At 68.1% G+C, this 20,456-nt stretch carries 18 protein-coding genes and 1 tRNA gene; 13 read left to right on the top strand and 6 right to left on the bottom strand.

Features of this window, described 5'->3' with window-relative positions:
• The first annotated feature begins 1 nt into the window (after position 1).
• The 3 genes from QGN17_RS18755 to QGN17_RS18745 are packed head-to-tail and all read left to right on the top strand — an operon-like array spanning position 2 to position 3,973.
• Positions 2-1,600 (top strand): carboxyl transferase domain-containing protein, encoded by a 1,599-nt coding sequence (locus QGN17_RS18755; protein ID WP_281046131.1) that lies wholly within the window; start codon positions 2-4, stop codon positions 1,598-1,600.
• 20 nt (positions 1,601-1,620) lie between these two features.
• Positions 1,621-2,025 carry a hypothetical protein gene (locus tag QGN17_RS18750; RefSeq protein WP_281046130.1) on the top strand — a complete coding sequence of 135 codons (405 nt, stop codon included), beginning with the start codon at positions 1,621-1,623 and terminating at the stop codon, positions 2,023-2,025.
• Between the two features lie 4 nt (positions 2,026-2,029).
• Positions 2,030-3,973 (top strand): acetyl/propionyl/methylcrotonyl-CoA carboxylase subunit alpha, encoded by a 1,944-nt coding sequence (locus QGN17_RS18745; RefSeq protein WP_281046129.1) that lies wholly within the window; start codon positions 2,030-2,032, stop codon positions 3,971-3,973.
• Positions 3,974-4,128: 155 nt separating this feature from the next.
• Here the strand turns inward: QGN17_RS18745 and QGN17_RS18740 are convergent.
• Positions 4,129-4,214: transfer RNA gene (locus tag QGN17_RS18740), tRNA-Tyr, on the bottom strand.
• Positions 4,215-4,299: 85 nt separating this feature from the next.
• Between QGN17_RS18740 and QGN17_RS18735 the strand changes: the two genes are divergently transcribed.
• Positions 4,300-5,052, top strand: coding sequence for a TrmH family RNA methyltransferase (locus tag QGN17_RS18735; RefSeq protein WP_281046128.1), 753 nt, complete (start codon positions 4,300-4,302; stop codon positions 5,050-5,052).
• Positions 5,053-5,218: 166 nt separating this feature from the next.
• Here the strand turns inward: QGN17_RS18735 and QGN17_RS18730 are convergent, their stop codons facing one another.
• The gene (locus QGN17_RS18730; RefSeq protein ID WP_281046127.1) at positions 5,219-5,536 is read right to left on the bottom strand and encodes a 2Fe-2S iron-sulfur cluster-binding protein; all 318 of its coding nucleotides are present in this window, start codon (positions 5,534-5,536) and stop codon (positions 5,219-5,221) included.
• Positions 5,537-5,611: 75 nt separating this feature from the next.
• On the opposite strand from QGN17_RS18730, the gene QGN17_RS18725 reads away from it, so the two are divergent.
• The 6 genes from QGN17_RS18725 to QGN17_RS18700 are packed head-to-tail and all read left to right on the top strand — an operon-like array spanning position 5,612 to position 10,672.
• Positions 5,612-6,244: a DNA-3-methyladenine glycosylase family protein gene (locus QGN17_RS18725; RefSeq protein WP_281046126.1), complete on the top strand. Its 633-nt coding sequence runs from the start codon at positions 5,612-5,614 to the stop codon at positions 6,242-6,244.
• Positions 6,245-6,285: 41 nt separating this feature from the next.
• Entirely contained in the window at positions 6,286-7,440 is a 1,155-nt protein-coding gene (locus tag QGN17_RS18720) for an aminotransferase class I/II-fold pyridoxal phosphate-dependent enzyme (protein WP_281046125.1), read from the top strand.
• Complete coding sequence (locus QGN17_RS18715; protein WP_281046124.1) at positions 7,437-8,099, top strand: alpha/beta fold hydrolase; 663 nt, start codon at positions 7,437-7,439, stop codon at positions 8,097-8,099. Before QGN17_RS18720 ends, QGN17_RS18715 begins: the two co-directional genes overlap by 4 nt.
• Positions 8,096-8,821: a methyltransferase gene (locus QGN17_RS18710; protein WP_281046123.1), complete on the top strand. Its 726-nt coding sequence runs from the start codon at positions 8,096-8,098 to the stop codon at positions 8,819-8,821. Before QGN17_RS18715 ends, QGN17_RS18710 begins: the two co-directional genes overlap by 4 nt.
• Before the next feature lie 10 nt (positions 8,822-8,831).
• Entirely contained in the window at positions 8,832-9,440 is a 609-nt protein-coding gene (gene bioD, locus QGN17_RS18705) for a dethiobiotin synthase (RefSeq protein ID WP_281046122.1), read from the top strand.
• The gene (locus tag QGN17_RS18700; RefSeq protein ID WP_281046121.1) at positions 9,437-10,672 is read left to right on the top strand and encodes an adenosylmethionine--8-amino-7-oxononanoate transaminase; all 1,236 of its coding nucleotides are present in this window, start codon (positions 9,437-9,439) and stop codon (positions 10,670-10,672) included. The genes bioD and QGN17_RS18700 overlap by 4 nt, the downstream gene beginning before the upstream one ends.
• 93 nt (positions 10,673-10,765) lie before the next feature.
• On the opposite strand, the gene QGN17_RS18695 is transcribed toward QGN17_RS18700, so the two are convergent.
• Genes QGN17_RS18695 through QGN17_RS18680 form a run of 4 tightly spaced genes read right to left on the bottom strand, consistent with a single transcriptional unit; the run spans position 10,766 to position 15,457 of the window.
• On the bottom strand, positions 10,766-12,310 hold the full coding sequence (locus QGN17_RS18695) for a DHA2 family efflux MFS transporter permease subunit (RefSeq protein ID WP_281046120.1): 1,545 nt from the start codon (positions 12,308-12,310) through the stop codon (positions 10,766-10,768).
• Positions 12,307-13,551 (bottom strand): HlyD family secretion protein, encoded by a 1,245-nt coding sequence (locus QGN17_RS18690; protein ID WP_281046119.1) that lies wholly within the window; start codon positions 13,549-13,551, stop codon positions 12,307-12,309. Before QGN17_RS18690 ends, QGN17_RS18695 begins: the two co-directional genes overlap by 4 nt.
• Positions 13,548-14,978 (bottom strand): efflux transporter outer membrane subunit, encoded by a 1,431-nt coding sequence (locus QGN17_RS18685; protein WP_281046118.1) that lies wholly within the window; start codon positions 14,976-14,978, stop codon positions 13,548-13,550. Before QGN17_RS18685 ends, QGN17_RS18690 begins: the two co-directional genes overlap by 4 nt.
• Positions 14,975-15,457, bottom strand: coding sequence for a MarR family winged helix-turn-helix transcriptional regulator (locus QGN17_RS18680; protein ID WP_281046117.1), 483 nt, complete (start codon positions 15,455-15,457; stop codon positions 14,975-14,977). Before QGN17_RS18680 ends, QGN17_RS18685 begins: the two co-directional genes overlap by 4 nt.
• Positions 15,458-15,658: 201 nt before the next feature.
• On the opposite strand from QGN17_RS18680, the gene QGN17_RS18675 reads away from it, so the two are divergent.
• From QGN17_RS18675 to QGN17_RS18665, 3 genes are all read left to right on the top strand, one after another.
• Positions 15,659-17,041: an FAD-containing oxidoreductase gene (locus QGN17_RS18675; RefSeq protein ID WP_281046116.1), complete on the top strand. Its 1,383-nt coding sequence runs from the start codon at positions 15,659-15,661 to the stop codon at positions 17,039-17,041.
• Positions 17,042-17,193: 152 nt separating this feature from the next.
• Positions 17,194-18,039: an oxidoreductase gene (locus tag QGN17_RS18670; protein ID WP_281046115.1), complete on the top strand. Its 846-nt coding sequence runs from the start codon at positions 17,194-17,196 to the stop codon at positions 18,037-18,039.
• A gap of 410 nt (positions 18,040-18,449) precedes the next feature.
• Positions 18,450-20,357, top strand: a complete 1,908-nt coding sequence (locus QGN17_RS18665; RefSeq protein ID WP_281046114.1) for a ribonucleoside-diphosphate reductase subunit alpha — start codon at positions 18,450-18,452, stop codon at positions 20,355-20,357.
• Positions 20,358-20,456: the final 99 nt, after the last annotated feature.

Below are 20,456 nucleotides of genomic sequence, written 5' to 3'. Positions count from 1 at the left end.
GATGGGCGCCATCCTCACCAGCATCGCCAATCCCGCCTCTGAGGACTTCCGCCGCCGCGCCGCGCACAATCGTGGTCTCGCCGAGACGCTGCGCGCCGACGTCGCCAAGGCGGCGCTCGGCGGCTCCGAATCTTCGCGCGAGCGGCACGTTTCGCGCGGCAAGTTGCTGCCCCGCGATCGCATCGGCCACCTGCTCGATCCCGGCGCGCCCTTCCTCGAAGTCGGCCAGCTCGCGGCGAACGGCGAATATGGTGACGAGGTGCCTGGCGCCGGCATGATCGCGGGCATCGGCCGCGTTTCCGGCCGGATGTGCATGATCGTGTGCAACGACGCGACGGTGAAGGGCGGCACCTACTACCCGCTCACCGTCAAGAAGCATTTGCGCGCGCAGGAGATTGCGCGCGAGAACCGGCTGCCCTGCATCTATCTGGTCGACAGCGGCGGCGCCAACCTCCCCCACCAGGCCGAGGTCTTCCCCGATCGCGAGCATTTCGGCCGCATCTTCTTCAACCAGGCGCAGATGTCGGCGCTGGGCATTCCGCAGATCGCTTGCGTGATGGGCAGCTGCACGGCGGGCGGCGCCTATGTGCCGGCGATGTCCGACGAGACGGTGATCGTGCGCAATCAGGGCACGATCTTCCTCGCGGGGCCTCCGCTGGTGAAGGCGGCGACGGGCGAGGTGATCTCGGCCGAGGATCTCGGCGGCGGCGATCTTCATGCGCGGAAGTCCGGCGTGGTCGATCATCTCGCCGAGAATGACGAGCACGCGCTGACCATCGTGCGCGACATCGTGGCGACGCTGCCGGCCGATCGCACGCCCGACATCGCGCTGAAGGAACCACGCCCGCCCAAATTTGCGGCGGAGGAATTGTACGGACTGATCCCCGAGGATGTCCGCGCACCCTATGACGTGCACGATGTGATCGCGCGGATCGTCGATGGGTCGGAGTTTCACGAGTTCAAGCCGCTCTACGGCACTACGCTCGTCACCGGCTTCGCGCACATCTGGGGGATGCCGGTGGCGATCCTCGCCAATAACGGCGTGCTGTTCTCGGAAGCCGCCGTGAAGGGCGCGCACTTCATCGAACTCGCCTGCCAGCGGCGCATCCCCCTTCTGTTCCTCCAGAACATCTCGGGCTTCATGGTCGGCGGCAAGTACGAGGCGGAGGGCATCGCCAAGCACGGCGCCAAGCTGGTCACCGCCGTCGCCACCGCGTCCGTCCCCAAGATCACGATGCTGATCGGCGGCAGCTTCGGCGCGGGCAATTACGGCATGGCGGGCCGTGCCTATAGCCCACGCTTCCTGTGGACCTGGCCCAACAGCCGCATCTCGGTGATGGGCGGCGAGCAGGCGGCGTCGGTGCTGGCCACCGTCCACCGCGACGCCGACAAATGGACACCAGAGGAAGCCGAGGCCTTCAAGGCCCCAATCCGCCAGAAATATGAGGATGAAGGCAACCCCTGGCACGCCACCGCGCACCTGTGGGACGACGGCATCGTCGATCCCGTCCAGACCCGCGACGTGCTGGGCTTGAGCCTCGCCGCCTGCCTCAACGCCCCCATTCCCGAGGGTCCGCGCTTCGGCGTGTTCCGGATGTGATCGTCATGGAGGGATACCGCATGAAGCTGCTGATCGCGATGCTCGCCGCCCTGCCGCTGGCAGGCACGCCCGCCGAGGCCGCGCCCCAGTCGCTGCCGTCCGGATACCATTGGGGCCGCTGCCTGCTGCAGGTGGACGGCAAGGCCTATATTTCAGGGCGCTGCTCCTACAATGTGCAGGCCGGCGGCTCGTTCATGATCGAGGGACCGAAGCAGGATTTCGCCGCGCTCAATTCCGGAAAGCCCTTCGCCGAGCTGGTCTCGAAGGATTATTTCGCGCAGCTCGATGTGCGCGGTGCCGAGGCGAACGGCTACTGGAACGAGGACATCCGCTCGCTCCACGCGCAGACGCCGCTTGGCGTGCTGACGCGCAAGGGCGCCTGCTGGCTCAACGCCAAGGCGCGCATCTGTCTGTGGAAGCGGTGACCCGATGATTCAATCCCTCCTCATCGCCAATCGCGGCGAGATCGCCTGCCGCGTGATCCGCACCGCGCGGAAGCTCGGCATCCGCACCGTCGCGGTCTATTCGGAGGCCGACGCGAACGCGCTCCACGTCCGCATGGCGGACGATGCGGTGGCGATCGGCCCGGCGCCGGCGCGCGAAAGCTACCTCGTCGGCGAGCGGATCATCGCGGCGGCGAAGTCCACCGGTGCCGAGGCGATCCATCCCGGCTACGGCTTCCTCTCCGAGAATGCCGACTTCGCGGAAGCGGTGATCGCGGCTGGCCTGATCTGGGTCGGCCCGAAGCCCGCCAGCATCCGCGCCATGGGCCTGAAGGACGCCGCCAAGGAGCGGATGATCGCGGCGGGCGTGCCCGTCACCCCCGGCTATCTCGGTGAGGACCAGTCGCCCGATCGTCTGCAGGCCGAGGCCGACGCGATCGGCTATCCGGTGCTGATCAAGGCGGTCGCGGGCGGCGGCGGCAAGGGGATGCGGCGCGTGGAGAGCGCCGCCGATTTCCGCGACGCGCTCGCCTCGTGCCAGCGCGAGGCGGCCTCGTCGTTCGGCGACGACCGCGTGCTGATCGAGAAATACATCCTCTCGCCGCGCCACATCGAGGTGCAGGTGTTCGGCGACACCCATGGCAACGTCGTCCACCTGTTCGAGCGCGACTGCTCGCTCCAGCGCCGCCACCAGAAGGTGATCGAGGAAGCCCCCGCCCCCGGTATGGACGCCGAGACGCGCGAAGCGGTGTGCGGCGCGGCGGTGCGCGCGGCGCAGGCGGTCGACTATGTCGGCGCCGGCACCATCGAGTTCATCGCCGATGCGTCGGAAGGCCTGCGCGCCGACCGCATCTGGTTCATGGAGATGAACACCCGCCTGCAGGTCGAGCATCCGGTGACCGAGGAGATCACCGGGCAGGATCTGGTCGAATGGCAGCTCCGCGTCGCGAGCGGCGAGCCGCTGCCGAAGCGGCAGGAGGAGCTGAGCATCAACGGCTGGGCGATGGAGGCCCGGCTCTATGCGGAGGACCCGGCCAAGGGGTTTCTACCGAGCGCGGGGCGGATCGATCACTGGGTCATTCCCAGTCCCACGGACATCGACGTCCGCATCGAGAGCAGCCTCAACCGTACCGACGTGATCCAGACATTCTACGATCCGATGATCGCCAAGATCATCGTTCACGCCGCTACTCGCGAGGCCGCGATCAACGGCTTGGCCGAAGTATGCGCCGGAACAGAAGTCGCTCCGATCACCACCAACGCCGGCTTCCTTGCCAAGCTGCTGCGCCGCCCTGAGTTCAAGGCCGGTGCCGTCACCACCGGCTTCATCGGAAGCGAAGAAGCGTCCCTGACCGATACCAGCGCCGTCATCAATGCGTTGAAGCGTCAGGCTGGGATAGCGCTGCTCGTTCAGAGCGTCCGCCCACTCAGCGGCAAGACCTACGGGACGGTCGCCAGCGAGTTGCAATCTGCTTCATGCGGCAATGTCTGGCGGGAATGTCTCGGTTTTCGCCTTAATCAGGAAAACGAATTTGCCGCATCGTTTTTCGTCGATGGCAAGCGCGAGACGATCGTCATGGATGGCGACTGGACGGAGGAATGGGTTTCGACGGAACCCGCCGAGGGCGGCCTTTATGTCTTCGACGAAGGCGAAAAGATTACGATCAAGACTCGATACGATGGCAACGCAGCCGGTGCCCTCTCCGACGGCGCCCTCACCGCGCCCATGCCGGGCCGCGTCGTCGCGGTGGAGGTGGCGGCGGGCGATGCCGTCACCAAGGGCCAGCGCATCGTCGTGATCGAGGCGATGAAGATGGAGCAGGCGCTGCTCGCGCCGTTCGACGGCATCGTCGCGGAGATCGGCCCGGCGGCCGGTGCGCAGGTCTCCGAAGGCACGCTCCTCGCGCGGATCGAGGCGAGCGAGGGCTAAGACCGCTCACCCGTCATTGCGAGCGTAGCGAAGCAATCCACTGCCCCACACGGCGGGCTGGATTGCTTCGCTGCGCTCGCAATGACGCGAATAAGCGTCGGGCCATGCCAGCCGCGTAAATCACCCGATCAGGATGGAAACGCCCCCGGCGCGAGTGGTGGAAGGGGCTGGATTCGAACCAGCGTACGCTTGCACGGGCAGATTTACAGTCTGCTGCCTTTAACCACTCGGCCACCCTTCCGTGCTTGCACGCCGGGGGCGAGGCGCGGCTCATGACGAATGTCCCCTTGCTTGTCAACGCAGGTCCGTAGAAAAGCGCGCCCATCATGCGCAAAGGTCATCGCCCCTCCGCCGCCCAATCCGGCCGCACCCGTCTGTGGGGCCGCCATGCGGTCACCGCCGCCCTCGCCAACCCCGAGCGGACGATCCGCAAGCTGTGGGGCAGCCACGAGGCGATCGCAGCCCTCGGCCTGCCGCAGACAAGCTTTCCGGTGCAATATGCCGAAGGCGCCGATCTCGGCCGGATGGTGCCCCACGACGCGCCGCACCAGGGCCTGGTGCTCGAATGCGATCCGCTGCCCGACAAGTGGCTGGACGAGCTGTTCGAGCGCGCATCCGGCCCCGACGATCGCCGCCCGATCATCGTGCTCGATCAGGTGACCGATCCGCACAATGTCGGCGCGGTGCTGCGATCGGCGCTGGCCTTCGACGCGCTCGGTATCGTCACGCAGGATCGCCACGCCCCGCCCGAATCGGGGGCGCTCGCCAAGGCCGCCTCCGGCGCGCTGGAGATGATGCCGTGGATCCGCGTGGTGAACCTCGCCCGCGCTCTGGATGAGATGGCGGAGGCCGGATACTGGCGCGTCGGCCTCACCGGCCACACCAAGGTGCTGCTGGGCGAGGCGATGGTGCCGGGCAAGCTGGCGCTGGTGCTGGGCGCCGAGGGCGAAGGGATGCGCCAGAATACCGAGGCGCATTGCGACGTGCTGGCCAAGCTGCCGATCTCGCCGCGCATGGAGAGCCTGAACATCTCCAACGCCGCCGCGATCGCGCTCTACGCGGCGGCGACGCGGGCGTAAAAATCCTCCCTGCGCGAAGCGTGGGGAGGGGGACCATGCGAAACATGGTGGAGGAGCCGCCGTCGCAGACGGCGGTGTGCCACCGCCGCCCCTCCACCGCCTCCGGCGTTCAACAGAGACACGTGTCTCTGTTGAACCCTCCCCATTTATGATGGGGAGGAAAAGGTTAGTCCTCCGGCGCGATCGTCACCTTGAGGCCGTCGAGCGCGGCGCTGAACGGGATCTGGCAGGACAGGCGCGAGGTGTCGTTGCGGTGGTCCGAACTGTCCAGCAGGTCGTTCTCGTCCTCGCTCATCGCCGGCAGCTGGTCGGCGAAGGCCTCGTCCACGTAGATGTGGCAGGTCGCGCAGGAGCAGCAGCCGCCGCACAGCGCCATCAGCTCGTCGAAGCCATTGTCGCGGATCACCTCCATCACGCTGAGGCCGGCCTCGCCCTCGACGGTGGACTCCTGGCCTTCACGGGTGACGACGATCAGCTTGGGCATGGACTTCTCTCCGGGTGACGTAGGCGTTTGGCCCGGCTATGGGCATTGGCCGCCGACAAGACAAGAGGATAGGACGTGGGCATCCCGATTGATGAGCTTCATGCCTCGCTGACCACGCTGGCGGCCCTCGAACCCGCCTTCGCGCGCGGCATCGAGCGGGTCGGCCTGCCCGATGCGCGCATCTCGGAGCGCGGCTACGCCACCCTGCTGCGCACCATCGTGGGGCAGCAGGTGAGCGTCCATGCCGCGCGCGCGGTGTGGAACCGGCTGGAGGCGGCCCTGGGCGACATGAACGATCCCGCGCTGCTGCTCGCCGCCACCGACGAGGAGCTTCGCGCCTGCGGCCTGTCGCGCCAGAAGGCCGGCTATGCGCGCAGCCTCGCCGGGCTGGTCGGTTCGGGCGAGCTGGACCTCGCCCGCCTCGACGCCGACGACGAGCAGGCGATCGCCGATCTCGTCCGTATCAAGGGGATCGGGCGCTGGTCGGCGGAAATCTACCTGCTGTTCGCCGAAGGGCGGCCGGACATCTGGCCGGCAGGCGACCTCGCGGTGCAGGTGGAAGTGGGCCGCCTGCTCGGGCTGGAGGATCGGCCGAGCGAGAAGCTGACGCGCGAACTGGCCGATGCGTGGCGCCCGCATCGCGGCGCGGCGGCGATCTTCGCGTGGCACCATTATGGCGCGGCGGGCAAGTCGGCCGCGCCGGTGTAAGGCTGGCCCCCCGCCTCTCCCCGCGCTAGAGGCGGCGCGTCATGGCTGCGCTCGACACCTTCCTCGCCGCCGCGCTGGAGCGGATCGACGCCCGGCATGAGCGGCGGCGGCTAAACCCGGCGGCACTCGCCCCGGACGGCCGGCTGGAGCGCGACGGCGCGACTTTGATCGATTTTTCCAGCAACGACTATCTCGGCCTCGCCCGCCATCCGCTGCTGATCGAGCGCGCGACCGAATGGGCGGCGCGTTACGGCGCCGGTGCAGGCGCCTCGCGACTGGTGACCGGCACGCATGAGGCGCATCTCGCGGTCGAGGCGAGGATCGCGGCGTTCAAGGGCGCCGAAGCCGCCTTGCTCTTCCCGTCGGGCTGGCATTGCAACGCGGCGGTGCTGGCCGCCTTGCTGAAGGCGGCGCCGGGCACCCTGTTGTTCACCGACCGGCTAATCCACGCCAGCCTCCATGCGGGTGCCGCCGGGCATCGCCAGATCCGCTTCCGCCACAATGATTGCGATCACCTGGAGGAACTGCTGGCGGCGAATGACGGCGGCCCGAAACTGATCGTCACCGAGAGCGTGTTCAGCATGGACGGCGATCGCGCCGACATCGCCCGGCTGGCCGCGATCGCGAAGGCCCACGACGCCTTCCTCTATATCGACGAGGCGCACGCGACCGGCGTGCTGGGACCGAACGGTCGCGGCCTCTCCGCCGAACATCCCGGTGCCGATCTTGTGATGGGCACGTTCAGCAAGGCGCTGGGGTGCTTCGGCGCCTATGTCGCGGGATCCCGCGCGCTGATCGACTATCTGGTCAACGCCTGCGGGGGCTTCATCTTCTCGACCGCGCCGCCGCCCGCGATGCTCGGCGCCATCGATGCGGCGCTGGAGCTGGTGCCCGGCATGGAGGCCGAGCGCGCCCGGCTCGCCCGGCATGGCGAGCATCTGCGCGCGCGGCTGCGCGCGGCGGGGATCGCCACCGGCGACAGCTCGACCCAGATCGTGCCCGCCATCGTCGGCGAGGCGGCCGACGCACTGACGCTGGCCGCCGCGTTGCAGGAGGACGGCCTGCTCGCCGCCGCGATCCGCCCGCCGACCGTGCCGCCCGGCACCAGCCGCCTGCGCCTCGCGCTGCGCGCCACCCATGCGGAAGGCGACATCGGCCGGCTCGCCGACGCGATCGTGGCAAGGATGGCGCGATGAGGCTGCTCTTCCTCCACGGATGGGGGCTAGATGCAAACCTGTGGGACGGGGTGCGCGCGGCCTTGCCGGAGTTCGAGACGGTGGCGTGGGATCGCGGCTATTTCGGCGCCGCCTCCGCCGATCCGGTCGCGGGACCGGTGGTCGCGGTCGGCCATTCGCTGGGTGCGATGCTGCTGGCGGGGCGGTTCGACCGGCTCGTCGCGGTCAACGGCTTCGATCGCTTCACCGGCGAGAACGCGGTGCCGCCGCGTGTGGTCGAACGGATGCGCAAGCGGTTCGGAGAGGCTCCCCGCGAGGTGCTGGCCGATTTCCGTGCCCGGATCGGGGCGGAAACGCCGCCGGAGCGGATCGACGCGGCATCGCTGGCCGCCGATCTCGAAACGCTCGCTTCGAACAATGCTCGTCATTGCGAGGAGCGTAGCGACGAAGCAATCCACATGCGCGGCGCCCGGAGCGATGGATTGCTTCGCTACGCTCGCAATGACGGCGAACGGGATGTTCTCATCCTCCAAGGGGGCGCCGACCCCCTCCTGCCCGCCGCCATGCGCGCGAGCACCTTCGCCGGTGCCCGCCGCGAAACGCTGGCGGAGGGGGGCCACCTCCTCCCCCTCACCCATCCCCAATGGGTGGCCGATCACCTCCGGGCCTTCGCGGCATGAGCGTCGCCGACGCCTTCGGCCGCGCCGCGCATTACGACGCGCACGCCGCCGTGCAGCGCATCGTGGCGGAGAAGCTCGCCGAGCGCATCCTCGCGCTGCCGCCACCACCCGCCCCGCGCGTGCTGGAGATCGGCTGCGGCACCGGCTTCCTCAGCATCGAACTGGTCGATCGCCTGCCCGATGCGCGCTGGCTGGTGACGGACATCGCCCCCGCCATGGTGGATCGCGCGCGCCAACGGCTGGGCGACCGGCCGAACCTGTCCTTCGCGGCGATGGACGGTGAGCATCCCGATGTCGCGGGGCGCTTCGACCTGATCTGTTCCAGCCTGAGTTTCCAGTGGTTCGGCGATCTCGCCGGGGCGGTCGCACGGCTGCGCCGCCGGCTTTCGCCGGAGGGGCGGCTGGTGTTCACGACGCTCGCCGAGGGCAGCTTCTTCGAGTGGCGCCGCGCGCATGGCGACCTTGCCGCCGGCACGCGCGATTATCCGTCCGCCGCGCAACTGGCGGCCATCGGGCTGGAGGTGGAGATCGAGACGATACCCATGGCGCACAAGAGCGCGCGCGAGTTCCTGCGATCGGTGAAGGGCATCGGCGCGGGCACGCCGCGCAATGGCCACCGCCCGCTCACGCCGGCCGAGCTACGTGCGGTGATGGGCCGCTTCGAGGCGAAGGGCTGCGTCGCCAGCTACATGGTCGCGACCTGCATCGCGGGGCCGCTGTGAGGTCTAAGCTATGAGATACGTCGTCACGGGAACCGACACCGGCATCGGCAAGACGGTGTTCGCCGCCGCGCTCACCCGAGCGCTGGGCGCCAGCTACTGGAAGCCGATCCAGTCCGGCCTGCTCGACGGTGCCGACGGCGAGACGGTGGCCGAACTGGGCGTGGAAGCGGTGCTGCCCGAGGCCTATCGCCTCACCGAGCCGCTCTCCCCCCACCGCGCCGCCGAGCTGGACGGGGTGACGATCGATCCGGCGAAGCTGGTGCCCCCCACGGACGATCCACTGGTGATCGAGGGCGCGGGTGGCGTGCTGGTGCCGGTGACACGGGAACTGCTCTATGCCGATCTGTTCGCGCGCTGGGGCCTGCCGGTGGTGCTGGTGGCGCGCACCGGGCTGGGCACGATCAACCACAGCCTGCTCTCGGTCGAGGCGCTGCGGGCGCGCGGTGCTGCGGTCCACGGCATCGCCTTCGTCGGCGACGCCAACGAGGATAACGAGGCGACGATCTGCGCGATCGCGGGTGTGAAGCGGCTGGGGCGGCTGCCGAAGCTCGACCCGCTAACTGCGGACAGCCTGGCGGCGGCGTTCGCCGAACATTTCCGCATCGAGGATTTCCAGTGACCTCCCCCGTCTGGCACCCTTTCACCCAGCACGGGCTGAACGAGCCGATCCCGCTGGTCGAGCGCTCCGAAGGCGCGGCGCTCTACACGGCCGACGGGCGGCGGATCGTCGATGCCGTCTCCTCCTGGTGGGTGACGACGCACGGCCACCGCCATCCGCGCATCGTCGCGGCCATTCAGGAACAGGCGGCCAAGCTCGACCAGATCATCTTCGCGGGCTGGACCCACGAACCCGCCGAAACGCTCGCGCGCGGCCTGACCGAGATCATGCCGCCCGCGCTGGAGCATGTCTTCTTCTCGGATTCCGGCTCCACTTCGGTCGAGGTCGCGCTCAAGATGGCGCTGGGATACTGGCTCAACCGGGGCGAGCCGCGCCATCGCATCCTGACGCTGGAACATGGCTATCACGGCGACACGATCGGCGGCATGTCGGTCGGCGCGCGCGGCGTCTACAACCAGGCCTATAATCCGCTGCTGTTCGATGTCGGCACCCTGCCCTTCCCGGCCGGCGACGGGCGCAACACGCTCGATGCGCTGGAGGCCGCCTGCCGCGACAAGCCCGCCGCGCTGATCGTCGAGCCGCTGGTGCTGGGCGCGGGCGGGATGCTCTTCTACGAGGCGCGCGTGCTGGCGCAGATGCGCGCGATCTGCGCCGCCCACGATGTGCTGTTCATCGCCGACGAGGTGATGACCGGCTGGGGCCGCACCGGCACGCTGCTGGCCTGCGAGCAGGCGGGCGTGGTGCCGGACATCCTGTGTCTCTCCAAGGGCCTCACCGGCGGCGTGATCCCGTTGGCCGTGACGATGGCGACGGCGCCGATCTTCGAGGCGCATCTCTCCGCCGACAAGGCGAAGATGTTCTTCCACTCGTCCAGCTACACCGCCAATCCGATCGCCTGCGCGGCCGCCGTCGCCAACCTCGCCATCTGGCGCGAGGAGCCGGTGATGGAGCGGATCGCCACCCTCGCCGCCCGGCAACGCGAGCGCATCTTCGCGCTGGAGGGCGTGCGCAACGCCCGCGCGCTCGGCACCATCGCGGCATGCGAGATCGGCGGGGGCGAAGGCTATCTTGCCGGCATCGGCCCGGCGCTCGCCGCCCATTTCCGGACACGCGACCTGCTCGTCCGCCCGATGGGCAACACTGTCTACGTCATGCCGCCTTACTGCATCGACGAGGACGATCTCGATCGCATCTACGCCGCCATTCAGGAAGCGGCGCGCATCTTCGGCTGAAGTTCGGCACCGGCCCGCCCTCGGGGAGGGGGAATGGGCAGGCCGGTGCCGCATCCGGGCGCGCGAGGGGGGATGCGCGCCTGCGGATGATCTCTAATCCGCCGCGACCACGTGGTCGCTGGGCGCGGGCTTCCGGCAGAGCCAGATCGCCGGGATCATCACCACGCACAGCCAGCCGGATAGCCAGAACAGCTCCAGCGAGGAGAGCAGATAGGCCTGGTTGACCACCTGGTGGTACACCGATGCCGCCGCCTGCAGGGGCGGCTGCCCGAACGCCTGAAGCTGATCGAGCGCCTGCCGGTAGATCGGCGAGAAGTTGGTCGCGCCCTCGGTCAGCCGGCTCTGGTGCAGCGCCTCGCGGCGATCCCAGTAGGTGGTGATGATCGAGGCCGCGAAGCTGCCGCCGGTGATGCGCGCGAAGTTGGAGATGCCGCTGGCCGACGGCACCTTCTCCGCCGGCAGTCCGTCGAAGCTGATCGTGATGAGCTGCACAAAGAACATGCTCATCGCGAAGCCCTGCAGGAACAGAGGCGCGGTCAGCACCCAGAAGCTCGCGTCCGGCGTGTAGTGCGATCGCATGAAGAAGGAGCCGGCGAAGGCCAGGAAGGCCACCGACGCCATCAGCCGGGGATCGAGCTTCAGCTTGCTGACGAACGGTGTCGCCAGCACCGCCACCGCGCCCGACGGGGCGGCGACGATGCCGGCCCATGTGGCGTTGTAGCCCATATATTGCTGCAGCCAGAGCGGCAGCAGCAGGTTGTTGGCGAAGAACACCGCATAGCCGAGACACAGGGCCAGCACGCCGAAGCCGAAATTCCGCCGCTTGAACAAGGTAAGATCGACGGCCGGAGTCTTGTCGGTCAGCTCCCAGATCATCCAGGCGATGAAGCCGACGACCGCGAAGATGGTCAGCACCACGATCAGGTTGTTGTGGAACCAGTCGCGATCCTTGCCGAGATCCAGCATCGTCTGCAGGCTGAACACCCAGAAGGCGAGGAGGATCAGGCCGACCGTGTCGATCGGCAGCTTGCGCGTCGGCGTCTCGCGGCTGGCGAGGCTGCGCCAGGTGATCGCGCCGGCGATGATGCCGACGGGGACGTTGATCAGGAAGATCCAGCCCCAGTGATAATTGTCGGAGATGTAGCCGCCCAGCACCGGCCCCAGCACCGGCGCGACCAGCGTGGTCATCGACCACATGGCGAGCGCGGTGGATCGCTTGTCGGCCGGGAAGATCGCGATCAGCAGCGCCTGGCTGCCGGGGATCATCGGGCCGGAGACCGCACCCTGCAGGATGCGGAAGCCGATCAGCGACGGCAGGCTCCACGCGATGCCGCACAGGAAGGAGGCGACGGTGAAGGCCAGCACCGAGACGGTGAAGGTGCGCACCACGCCGAACCGGCCCATCAGCCAGCCGGTCAGCGGCACCGTCACGCCGTTGGCGCAGGCGAAGCTGGTGATTACCCAGGTGCCGCTGTCCGTCGAGACGCCGAGGTTGCCGGCGACCGTGGGCAGCGCCACGTTGGCGATGGTGCCGTCCAGCACCTGCATGAAGGTGCCGAGCGCGAGCGCCGTCGCCGTGATCCAGAGCGCGGCTCCGGTCAGCGGCGGCGGCGCCGAAGCGGCCGCCGGGCCGCTCATTTTCCGCGTCCCAGATTCTCGGCGACGATCTGGCGGATGCGGGCATCCACCTGCGGGCCGCCGTCGATGCTCTGGTCGGTGCCGCCCGCGGGCGGAGCCGCGCCGGCCACGGTCGGGCCGGAACGATCCGAGGTCGCCACCGTCACGTCGACCGAGAGGCCGACGCGCAGCGGGTTGTCACGCAGTTCCTTGGGATCGAGCGCGATGCGCACCGGCAGACGCTGCACGATCTTGATCCAGTTGCCCGACGCGTTCTGCGGGGGCAGCAGCGCGAAGGCGTTGCCCGAGCCGGCGCCGACGCCCAGCACCTTGCCGTGATAGGTCACGTTCTTGCCGTAGATGTCGGCATGGATCTCGGCCGGCTGGCCGACGCGCAGATGCTGCAGCTGGGTTTCGCGGAAGTTCGCGTCCACCCACAGGCTGTCGAGCGGCACCACGGCCATCAGCGGCGTGCCGGGGGCGACGCGCTGGCCGAGCTGCACCGTACGCTGCGCGATCACGCCGCCGATCGGCGAGTTGATGTGCATGTAGGCACGGCTGATCGCGGCGCGGCGGACTGCGGCGATGGCCGACGCGACGGCCGGATTGTCGTAGACGTCGGTGCCTTGCACGACGCTCGCCGCCTGGGCGCGCTTGGCCTCAGCGACGTTGAGCGCGGCGCTGGCGGTGGTAACGGCATCGCGGGCGTGCGCCACCTCCTCGCCGGAGACCGCGCCGTCCTTGGCGGCGGCGGCGCGGCGCTGATAGTCGTTGCGCGCACGCTGAAGATCGGCCTGGGCGGAGGCGATTTCGGCCTGCGCCTCGTCGACCGTCGAATTGTTCGACCGGAACATGCGAACCGCACGCCCGAGATCGGCCTCGGCAGACGAAAGCGCCACGTCGGCGGTCGCCGGATCGAGATCGATCAGCGGATCGCCGCGCTTCACCGCTTGCGTGTTGTCGGCATGGAGCGCCAGCACCGTGCCGCCCTCGCGCGCCGTGATCGAGACGATGTTGCCGCCGACGTAGGCGTCGTCGGTTTCCTCGCTCGGCGGGGCGAGCAGCTTCATCACGATGTAGACGATCGCCGCGATCAGCACGACCGCGCCGAGGATGATGAAGCCCCAGCGCCGCGTCTTGCGCGGATGCTCGGGCGGCGAATCCGGCTTCGCCTGCGCCTGGGCGGGAGTGGCGTTCTGGTTGGAGGCGTCGTCGGCCATGCTGTCCTCCCTGTCGAGGGGCGTGTTGCTGTTGTCGGTCATGAACGGGGTTCCGGAGCGGAGGCCGCGGCAAGCGGCTTGGAGGAGTCGAAGCCGCCGCCGAGCGCAGCGACGAGCTGGATGCGGCGGTTGAGGGCGTCGGCCTGCATGTCGACGAGCTGCTGCTCGGCCTGGAGCAAGCGGAAGCCGCTGTCGATCGTGTCGAGCTGCGAGCCGAGGCCGGTGCGCACGCGCACCTGATCCAGCCGCAGCGTATCGCGCAGGCCCTGCACCACGCGGGTCTGCTCGCCGAGATCCTGATCGGCGGAATTGACGTTGGTGATCGCGTCCGACGCTTCGCGCACCGCGCCGACTACAGCGTTGTCATAGTCGGCCACCGCGCCATCGAGATCGGCGGTCGCGGTCTTGTACTGGGCGCGCAGCTTGCCGCCCTGGAAGATCGGCAGGCTGACCGCCGGGCCGACGCTGTAGGAGAAGGCGCCGCCGGTGAAGAAGTTGCCGAGGCCCACCGCCGTCAGGCCGGCGAGCGCGGAGATGCTGACATTGGGCAGGAAGGCATCGCGCGCCACGGTGCGGCCCTGCACCGCCGCGTCGATCCGCGCCTGCCCCGCGAGCAGGTCCGGGCGACGGCCGAGCAGATCGGCGGGCAGCACGGTGGGCACCACCGGCGCCTGATCGAGGCGCAGCGTCGGCGCGGCGATCTCCGGATAGAAATCCGCCCCGCGACCGACCAGCGCGGCGAGTGCGTGGACCAAGGTATCGCGCTGCTGGGTCGCCTGCGTGCGCGCCTGCTCGGCCTGTGCCAGCAGCGTCTCGGCCTGCTTGATGTCGAACTGGGTGCCGAGCTGGTTCCTCACCCGCGACTGGGCGTAGCCGAGCGCGTCCTGCCGGGTCTTCACGAAGCCGTCGGCCACCGCGATCAGCCGGTTGGCGCGGGCGAGGCCGACATAGGTCTGCGCGATCGACACCGAGATGGTCAGCCGCGCCGCCGCCGCATCCAGCGCCGCCGCGCGGGCCGAGGAGGCCGCCTGCCGCACCATCGCGCGCTGGCGGCCGAACAGGTCGAGATCCCAGCTCAGGTTGGCGACGGCGATGCCGATATTGGCGTCGCTGCCGCCGATCGGCGCGGGAAACAGCTTGTCGCCGATCCGCGCGCGGTCGAGCTGGCCCGAGGCGCCGATCTGCGGCAGCAGCCCGGCATGTTCGGTCTCGATCTGCGCCTGTGCGGCGCGGACACGGGCGAGCGCGCCGGCCAGCGTCGGGTTGCCGGCCAGGCCCATGCCGATCAGCCGGTCGAGCTGCGGATCGCCATAGGCGCTCCACCAGGCGGCATCGATCGCCGGCGTCTCGCTGCCGAGGCCGAGCGACTGTTCCTGCACCTGCGCCACTTCCGGATGCACCTTGGGCACCGCGGCGCATCCGGCGAGCAGCGTCGCCGCGATCGCCGGGAATGCGATGACACGCTTCATTCGGTAATCTCCCTGAAATTCGCCGCGCCGACGACGCGCTCCGCGGCCGCGAGGACCTGGACCAGCGCATCCACCGTGCGATCCACCTCGTCCTGATCGAAATCGGCGAGCACCTCGTTCCAGGCGTCCACCACATGATGCTGGAGGGTCACGACTTCCTCCGCCCCCTTGGCGGTGACCGCGAGATGCACGACCCGCCGGTCGGCCTTGCCGCGATCGCGCTCGACCAGCCCCTTATTTTCCAGCACGTCGATCAGCCGCGTCGTCGCGCCCGTCGTGATCGCCAGCTCGCGCGACAGCTCGCCCGCCGTGGTGGCGGCGCCGTCGCGGATCACCTTGAGCGCGATCCACTGCAGGAAACTGATGTCGAGCGACTCGAAACGCGACGCCACATAGGCCGCCATCAGGCGGTCGATCCGCCGGAGCAACCGTCCGGGCGCCCGGTTTGTCGCGCAATCCTCGAACTTGAGAACGGCCATATCCGTTGTCCTGAAATATCTGCACGTGCAGATAGTTTTATGGCAGATACTGTCAAGTTGATTTTTTGCAACGCAGCAAAACCGGTGGAGATATGACACCTGCGTTCCGATCCGCTATACGCCCGGCCGCCCGGAAAGTGCCGAACGGAGAGTGCCGATGGTCGATTCCCCGGTCTTCCTCATCATCGGACGTCCGCGGCGATGAGTGCCCGCCGGTTCGATGCGATCGTCGTGGGTGCCGGCCAGGCCGGCCCCTCCCTCGCCGGCCGCCTCCACGATGCCGGGATGCGCGTCGCGATCGTCGAGCGCCACCTTGTCGGTGGCACCTGCGTCAACACCGGCTGCAAGCCGACCAAGACACTGGTCGCCTCCGCCTATGCCGCCCACCTCGCGCGCCGCGCCGCCGATTATGGGGTGGCGATCGACGGCACGATCGGCATCGACATGCCCGCCGTCACCCGCCGCGTGCAGAAGGTCGCGATCGACAGCCGCCACGGCAACGAACAGTGGCTGGCGGGCATGACAAACCTGACGCTGATCCGCGAACACGCCCGCTTCGTCGGCCCCGACACGATGCGGGTCGGCGGGGAGGAGATCAGCGCGCCGCGCATCTTCCTCAACGTCGGTGGGCGGGCGAGCATCCCCGATTTCCCCGGTGTGGACGAGATCGATTACCTCACCAACAGCTCCATCCTCCATCTTCAGGAGGTGCCCGAGCATCTGATCGTGGTCGGCGGCTCTTATATCGGGCTGGAATTCGCCCAGTCCTACGCCCGGCTCGGCGCGAAGGTGACGGTGATCGAGAAAGGCCCGCGCATCGTCGCGCGCGAGGACGAGGACGTCTCGGCCGCGATCCTCGACATCCTGAGCAGGGAAGGCATCGCCTTCCGCCTCAACGCCGAGTGCATCCGCTTCGCGAAACACGACCAGGGAATCGCGGCCGGCGTGAACTGCACGAACGGCGATCCGCAGGTCATCGGCAGCCATGTGCTGATCGCGGTCGGCCGCCGGCCCAACACCGACGATCTCGGCCTCGACGCCGCCGGGGTCAAAACCGACGAACGCGGCTATATCCGGGTGAGCGACAGGCTGGAGACCAATGTCCCCGGCATCTGGGCGATGGGCGACTGCAACGGGCGCGGCGCCTTCACCCACACCGCCTACAACGATTTCGAGATCGTCGCGGAGAACATGCTCGACGGCGCCGACCGCAAGGCGACCGACCGCGTGCCCTGCTACGGCCTGTTCGTCGATCCCCCGCTCGGCCGCTGCGGCATGGGTGAGGCCGAGGCGATCGCCAAGGGCCACGCGATCAAGGTCGGCAAGCGCGCCATGACCCGCGTCGGCCGCGCGGTGGAGAAAGGCGAGGCGCTGGGCTTCATGAAGATCGTGGTGGACGCCGATACGGACAAGATTCTCGGCGGCGCGATCCTGGGGCCGGGTGGCGACGAGGCGATCCACTCGATCCTCGACATGATGGCGCTCGGTCAGACGGCGGATCGCCTGCGCCGCACCGTCCACATCCACCCGACGGTGGCCGAACTGATCCCCACGATCGCGGGCGAGTTGAAACCGAAGGAGTAATTTCACCGTCATTGCGAGGAGCGCAGCGACGAAGCAATCCATTCGGCGCCGCGCCTGTGGATTGCTTCGCTTCGCTCGCAATGACGAGGGTGGCGGGAACACCCCCGCCCCTCACGCGCTTTCGATCCACATCCCCCAACGCGAGGTTCCCCATGTCCGACGACACCCCCGTCTGGTTCATTTCCGGCTGCTCGACCGGCTTCGGCCGCGAGCTCGCGCGTCTGGTGCTCGAACAGGGCCGCCGCGCCGTGATCACCGCGCGCGGGCGCGACCGGGTCGCCGATCTCGCCGCCCTCGCCCCCGATCGCGCGCTGGCGCTCGATCTCGACGTCACCGATCAAAGCCAGATCAACGCCGCCGTCGAGGCCGCGCACACCCATTTCGGCCGCATCGACGTGCTGGTGAACAATGCCGGCTACGGTTACCAGACCAGCATCGAGGAAGGCGAGGAGCCGCGCATCCGTGCGCAGTTCGACGCCAACGTCTTCGGCCTGTTCGCGCTCACCCGCGCGGTGCTGCCGATCATGCGCGCACAGAAGAGCGGCCACATCATCAACATCACCTCGGTCGGCGGGCTGCTCGGCTTCGCCAGTTCGGGCTATTATTCGGCGACCAAGCACGCGATCGAGGGTTGGTCGGATTCACTCAAGGTCGAGGTCGATCCGCTCGGCATCGCGGTCACCTGCGTCGAGCCGGGGCCGTTCCGCACCGACTGGGCCGGCCGTTCGCTGGAGCAGACCAAGAGCCATATCGACGATTATGCCGACACGGCGGCGAAGCGGATGGCCGACACCAGCGGTTATAGCGGCTCCCAGCCGGGCGATCCGGTGCGCGCCGCGCAGATCATGATCGACATCGCGCTGAAGCCCGACGCACCACGCCACCTCGTGCTCGGCAAGTTCGGCTACGAGACGGTGACGGCGAAGATGAGGGAGCGCCTCGCCGAGATCGAAAGCCTGCGCGATACCGCTCTGGCGGCCGACTTTCCGGATGCCTGAGCGATTAGACCTTGTGTGACTCCTGCCTGTGCGCCGGATTCGGTTCGGCGCACATGGTAAACGCTTCGTCGCCAGCAATGGTTAACGGCGATTTTTCCACAGATTCGTGAGAGTCCGATATCCGCCATTTTTCAGGCTCCGACTCTGCGTCAACCCGGCAAACATGCTCTTCCACCAAATTTCGACTCTTGCGGCCGGACTCGGGCTTCGGCACTATCCCTAGTGTTGAGGCCAGGGGGCCGACACAAGATCGAGACAACTCACCGGGTTCAGGACCTTGAATCCCGGAACGGACGGCCCATTTTCCATGATGGGACGAACGGGGAACAGACTCGTCTTTACGCCCCCGCCTGCTAGACTTTGGGCCTCAGCCCCGAGTCGAACGGAATGAGAACGGGGACGGACGAACAATGGACCTTTCGGGTAGCGAGACGAGCATGACCGACGCCACCATTCTGGACGCCCAGGCCTCCCACGTTTCGGCCCCGGAGGCGGAAGCCGAAACCGGCACGCAGGGCGTGCGGCGTAAGCCCTATCCGCTCGAGGTCGATCACAGCCGCGACGCGCTCCTCACCGATTTCGGCAAGGAGACGCTGAACGACCGCTACCTGCTGCCCGGCGAGAGCTATCAGGATCTGTTCGTACGTGTCGCGTCCGCTTACGCCGACGATGCCGAGCACGCCCAGCGGCTCTACGATTACATCTCGCGCCTGTGGTTCATGCCGGCGACGCCCGTATTGTCCAACGGCGGCACCGGGCGCGGCCTGCCCATCTCCTGCTTCCTGAACAGCGTTCCGGACAGCCTGGAGGGCATCGTCGACACCTGGAACGAGAATGTCTGGCTCGCCTCGCGCGGCGGCGGCATCGGCACCTATTGGGGCAATGTCCGCGGCATCGGCGAGCCGGTCGGGCTCAACGGCAAGACCAGCGGCATCATCCCCTTCGTGCGCGTGATGGACTCGCTCACGCTCGCCATCAGCCAGGGTTCGCTGCGCCGTGGTTCGGCCGCCTGCTACCTCGACATCTCGCACCCCGAGATCGAGGAGTTCCTCGAGATCCGCAAGACGTCGGGCGACTTCAACCGCAAGGCGCTCAACCTTCACCACGGCGTGCTGATCACCGACGAGTTCATGGAGGCCGTGCGCAACGGCACCGAGTTCGAGCTGAAGTCGCCCAAGGACGGTTCGCGTCGCGGTGAAGTGAACGCCCGCGCGCTGTTCCAGAAGCTGGTCGAGGTCCGCCTCGCCACCGGCGAGCCGTACATCGTGTTCGCCGACACGGTGAACCGCACCATGCCGAAGTTCCAGCGCGACGTGGGCCTCAAGGTCTCGACCTCGAACCTCTGCTCGGAAATCACCCTGCCGACCGGCCGTGACCAGTTCGGCAAGGACCGCACCGCCGTCTGCTGCCTGTCCTCGCTCAACCTCGAGACGTGGGACCAGTGGAACGGCGACGCGCGCTTCATCGAGGACGTGATGCGCTTCCTCGACAATGTGCTGCAGGATTTCATCGACCGTGCCGAGCCGAGCATGGCGCGCGCCGTCTACAGCGCCAGCCGCGAACGTTCGGTCGGCCTCGGCGTGATGGGCTATCACAGCTTCCTGCAGGCGCGCGGCCTCGGCTTCGAGAGCGCGATGGCGAAGAGCTGGAACATGAAGATGTTCCGCCACATCCGCGCCAAGGCGGACGAGGCCTCGATGCTGCTCGCCCACGAGCGGGGCCCTTGCCCCGACGCCGCCGATCAGGGCGTGATGGAGCGTTTCTCCTGCAAGATGGCGATCGCGCCGACCGCGTCGATCTCGATCATCTGCGGCGGCACCTCGGCCTGCATCGAGCCGATCCCGGCCAACATCTACACGCACAAGACGCTGTCCGGCAGCTTCTCGATCAAGAACCCGTACCTGCAGAAGCTGCTCGCCGCGAAGAGCAAGGACAGCGACGCGGTGTGGAATACGATCCTCGAGAAGGGCGGCTCGGTCCAGCATCTCGACTTCCTGAGCCAGGACGAGAAGGACGCCTACAAGACCAGCTTCGAGATCGATCAGCGCTGGCTGATCGAGCTCGCCGCTGATCGCGCGCCCTATATCGATCAGGCGCAGTCGCTGAACCTGTTCATCCCGGCCGACGTCGAGAAGTGGGATCTGCTGATGCTCCACTTCCGCGCGTGGGAGATGGGCATCAAGTCGCTCTACTACCTGCGCTCCAAGTCGGTGCAGCGCGCCGGCTTCGCGGGCGGCGTCGAGGCCGACAACACGATCGACCTGAAGCAGGTCGACGCGTCGGAAACCGATTACGACGAATGCCTCGCCTGCCAGTGACGGCCTGACACCGTCCGTCCCGAGCTGGTCGAGGGGCGGACGGCGAGTGGTGGCTTGGCATGCGTCGGGACAGGTTCGGTACGAACGGGTTGCTTGGCT

The sequence above is a fragment of the Sphingomonas oryzagri genome (assembly GCF_029906645.1).
Classification (GTDB): Bacteria; Pseudomonadota; Alphaproteobacteria; order Sphingomonadales; family Sphingomonadaceae; genus Solisphingomonas; species Solisphingomonas oryzagri.
The sequence above is the reverse complement of the archived record's forward strand: the minus strand, read 5'-3'. Positions and strand labels throughout refer to the sequence as shown.

What these genes read in the sequence shown, in the direction of transcription:
- QGN17_RS18755 (WP_281046131.1), top strand. Translation starts at nt 2, where the DNA reads ATGGGCGCCATCCTCACCAGCATCGCCAATCCCGCCTCTGAGGACTTC.
- QGN17_RS18750 (WP_281046130.1), top strand. Translation starts at nt 1,621, where the DNA reads ATGAAGCTGCTGATCGCGATGCTCGCCGCCCTGCCGCTGGCAGGCACG.
- QGN17_RS18745 (WP_281046129.1), top strand. Translation starts at nt 2,030, where the DNA reads ATGATTCAATCCCTCCTCATCGCCAATCGCGGCGAGATCGCCTGCCGC.
- QGN17_RS18735 (WP_281046128.1), top strand. Translation starts at nt 4,300, where the DNA reads ATGCGCAAAGGTCATCGCCCCTCCGCCGCCCAATCCGGCCGCACCCGT.
- QGN17_RS18730 (WP_281046127.1), bottom strand. Translation starts at nt 5,536, where the DNA reads ATGCCCAAGCTGATCGTCGTCACCCGTGAAGGCCAGGAGTCCACCGTC.
- QGN17_RS18720 (WP_281046125.1), top strand. Translation starts at nt 6,286, where the DNA reads ATGGCTGCGCTCGACACCTTCCTCGCCGCCGCGCTGGAGCGGATCGAC.
- QGN17_RS18715 (WP_281046124.1), top strand. Translation starts at nt 7,437, where the DNA reads ATGAGGCTGCTCTTCCTCCACGGATGGGGGCTAGATGCAAACCTGTGG.
- QGN17_RS18710 (WP_281046123.1), top strand. Translation starts at nt 8,096, where the DNA reads ATGAGCGTCGCCGACGCCTTCGGCCGCGCCGCGCATTACGACGCGCAC.
- bioD (WP_281046122.1), top strand. Translation starts at nt 8,832, where the DNA reads ATGAGATACGTCGTCACGGGAACCGACACCGGCATCGGCAAGACGGTG.
- QGN17_RS18695 (WP_281046120.1), bottom strand. Translation starts at nt 12,310, where the DNA reads ATGAGCGGCCCGGCGGCCGCTTCGGCGCCGCCGCCGCTGACCGGAGCC.
- QGN17_RS18690 (WP_281046119.1), bottom strand. Translation starts at nt 13,551, where the DNA reads ATGACCGACAACAGCAACACGCCCCTCGACAGGGAGGACAGCATGGCC.
- QGN17_RS18685 (WP_281046118.1), bottom strand. Translation starts at nt 14,978, where the DNA reads ATGAAGCGTGTCATCGCATTCCCGGCGATCGCGGCGACGCTGCTCGCC.
- QGN17_RS18680 (WP_281046117.1), bottom strand. Translation starts at nt 15,457, where the DNA reads ATGGCCGTTCTCAAGTTCGAGGATTGCGCGACAAACCGGGCGCCCGGA.
- QGN17_RS18675 (WP_281046116.1), top strand. Translation starts at nt 15,659, where the DNA reads ATGAGTGCCCGCCGGTTCGATGCGATCGTCGTGGGTGCCGGCCAGGCC.
- QGN17_RS18670 (WP_281046115.1), top strand. Translation starts at nt 17,194, where the DNA reads ATGTCCGACGACACCCCCGTCTGGTTCATTTCCGGCTGCTCGACCGGC.
- QGN17_RS18665 (WP_281046114.1), top strand. Translation starts at nt 18,450, where the DNA reads ATGGACCTTTCGGGTAGCGAGACGAGCATGACCGACGCCACCATTCTG.